This window comes from Microcystis sp. M53602_WE12 (assembly GCF_030065455.1).
Lineage (GTDB): Bacteria > Cyanobacteriota > Cyanobacteriia > Cyanobacteriales > Microcystaceae > Microcystis > Microcystis aeruginosa.
Map to the genome: position 1 here is coordinate 1 of NZ_JASJFB010000435.1, position 2,945 is coordinate 2,945.

The window sequence follows — 2,945 nt, forward strand, 5'->3', positions numbered from 1 at the left end:
GTCAGTTACCTAATTTTCAGGGAAAAAGTACCTGAATTTTACCCCCGATCCCTCCAATGGTCGGCACTTTTTGAGGTCAAAAAAGTCTAAAAGCCTTATCCAACAAGGTTTTTAGATTTATTCAGCAAGCCCTAGTTAAAGAAGCACACTTAACAGTTACTTGCCCCCACCGTTGAGGTGTTGCCCGATAACCATCCCGATCTTGATTAAATTTTACAATTATTAACAAACAACACAACCAACACTCCTCTGTTACTCTAATTATAACAGAGAAAACTGATGATAGAGTAGTAAACAAATCAAGTTTATTTGACCATAACGCTCGCTCGCAATTGTCCACAGGCCGCATTGGCTGCCAAACCTCTCGAATAACGGACAGTAACGGCGACTTTTTCCTGTTCTAAAATAGTTTTAAAAGCTCTGATTCTCTTTTCATCAGGCCGTTGATAATCCACCTCTTGAATGGGATTATAGGGGATTAAATTGACGTGAGATTGAAAACCTTTCACCAGTTTGGCTAATTCCCCTGCGTGTTCGGGTAAATCATTCACTCCCGCTAAAAGAATGTATTCAAATGTCACCCTTCGTCCCGTGATTTGAACGTATTCCTGACAGTCTTGAATCAAATCAGTTAGGTAATAATGGTCGGCACTGGGGATTAATTTAGCTCGAACTTGTTGATTAGAAGCATGGAGACTAACAGCAAAAGTTACTTGTAAATTATGTTCTGCTAGTTGCTTGATTTTATGGGGTAATCCCACCGTAGAAATCGTTAAACAACGCTGACCGATACCCACATCTTGATTCAGGGAATGAATCGCTGTCACCACTTCGGGAATATTTAATAAAGGTTCCCCCATCCCCATAAACACCACATGACTCACTCGTTGCTGAAAATCCTCCTGTACTGTTAACACTTGGTCAACGATTTCATACGCTTTTAAATTACGAGTAAAACCCCCTTTTCCCGTGGCACAAAAATCACAGGACATCGGACAACCCACTTGGGAAGAAACACAGACTGTTAATCTTTTTTCACTAGGAATTCCCACCGCTTCGATAATTAAACCATCCGCCAGTTTTAGCAGATATTTACGAGTGCGATCGGGTGCTACACTGCGATAATGTATAAGGGAACGACCGATAGGATAATCCGCCAGCTTGCTGCGCCATTCTTGGGGGAATACGGAAATATCCGCCAAAGAATGCACCCCTTTTTCATATAGCCATTGGTGTAATTGTTTACCCCGATAAGCGGGTTGTCCCTGGTCTTTTACCCAGTCGGTCAGTTCCTCTAAAGATTTCGCTAGTAAAGTCATAATTATTATCGTTGATCACCTTATCATTCTAGCCGATCGATCATCCCTAGTAGCAAAACCGTGACAAAATTGTATTGATTAATTGACATTTTTTCCCTTTGCTCCTTCTCTAGTCTTTGTTAGTCAATTAAATACTTAAAACTATAACTTAAGTAGGTAGGTGTTAAAAGTTTTCAGACACCCCCCTTATCAAGGGGGATCCCCCCGCCTATCGGCACCCCCCTTATCAAGGGGGGCAGGGGGGATCGGCACCCCCCTTATTAAGGGGGGATTAAGGGGGGATTAAAGGCAAAATCCATTTTTCATTTAATTATAACCAGCTACTTAAACTTAGCCTGACGACAAAAACAAATCTAGTCTTAAGCTTGATCCTTTTTACTTTTCATTTAACCCAACTGTTCAAAGGGAACTGTCAGCGCCATAATGATCGATGGACTTCGATCGAGAACAGAAATTTTATGAGTTGCCAGCCAAAAAAGCCAATATTAGGGGATAACGAGCTATTCAGTTGTCAAAGCAATATTTAAGCGAAAATTTATGAAAATCGCTATTTTATCGCAAGACGCTTCTCTTTATTCCACCAAGCGACTGAAAGAAGCGGGAGAAGCTCAAGGCCATGAGGTACGAGTGATCAATTATTTGCGCTGTTACATGAACATCACCTCCCATAAACCCACGGTTGTTTATAACGGTAAACCCTTGGAGAGTTTCGATGCGATTATCCCCCGTATTGCCGCCTCAAAAACCTTCTATGGAACCGCAGTCGTCCGACAATTCGAGGTGATGAATGTTTTTACTGCCAACGACTCGCAAGCAATTTCTCGGTCGCGGGATAAATTGCGTTGTCTGCAAATCCTCGCTCGGGAAGGGATAGGTTTACCGGTGACGGGAATTGCTCACGCAATTGAAGATATCGATGGTTTAATCGAAACCGTCGGCGGCACCCCTCTAGTGATTAAATTATTAGAGGGAACTCAAGGTATTGGGGTAGTTTTAGCGGAAACCGACCAAGCAGCCAAGTCAGTTATTGAAGCTTTTCGGCAATTAGAAGCTAATATTCTAGTACAAGAGTACATTAAAGAGGCCAGTGGGGCAGATTTGCGCTGTTTTGTCATCGATGGAAAAGTGGTAGCCTCGATGAAGCGACAGGGGGCCGAAGGGGATTTTCGTTCTAATCTTCACCGCGGTGGCAAAGCAGAAAAGATAAAATTAACCCCAGAGGAACGCAGTACGGCTATACGGGCCACTAAAGCCATGGGTTTACGGGTTGCGGGTGTGGACTTATTACGGTCCAATCACGGGCCTGTGGTTATCGAGGTCAATTCTTCTCCCGGTTTAGAAGGAATAGAAGCGGCCACCGGTGTGGATGTGGCCAAAAAAATTATCGATTTTGTCGCTAAAAATGCCACCCTAGTCTTAAATCGCGAGCGATATCAATATTAGCCGTCAGCCTTGCATCAGTTATCAGTTATCAGTTATCAGTGGGTAAGTTATCAGTCAATAGTATGGTTCTTCGTTACTTGGTATGGTTCGATAGGGGGGCATAAATCGACTAAATCCTTATCTGGTAAGAGACTTAATTGATTAGTTCGCTCTAGATCAAAAACAATTGACAAAAATCGCTAA

The 2,945-nt window shown here is 42.6% G+C and carries 3 protein-coding genes; 1 reads left to right on the top strand and 2 read right to left on the bottom strand.

Annotation, left to right across the window (positions count from 1 at the left end; translation table 11 throughout):
• Window positions 1-305: 305 nt before the first annotated feature.
• Window positions 306-1,319, bottom strand: coding sequence for a dual-specificity RNA methyltransferase RlmN (gene rlmN, locus PX482_RS14675; RefSeq protein WP_043999408.1), 1,014 nt, complete (start codon window positions 1,317-1,319; stop codon window positions 306-308).
• A gap of 537 nt (window positions 1,320-1,856) precedes the next feature.
• Here rlmN and rimK point away from each other — a divergent pair.
• The gene (gene rimK / locus PX482_RS14680) at window positions 1,857-2,762 is read left to right on the top strand and encodes a 30S ribosomal protein S6--L-glutamate ligase (RefSeq protein ID WP_002764120.1); all 906 of its coding nucleotides are present in this window, start codon (window positions 1,857-1,859) and stop codon (window positions 2,760-2,762) included.
• A gap of 50 nt (window positions 2,763-2,812) precedes the next feature.
• Here rimK and PX482_RS14685 read toward each other — a convergent pair whose 3' ends face one another.
• On the bottom strand, window positions 2,813-2,935 hold the full coding sequence (locus PX482_RS14685; RefSeq protein WP_288027086.1) for a hypothetical protein: 123 nt from the start codon (window positions 2,933-2,935) through the stop codon (window positions 2,813-2,815).
• Window positions 2,936-2,945: the final 10 nt, after the last annotated feature.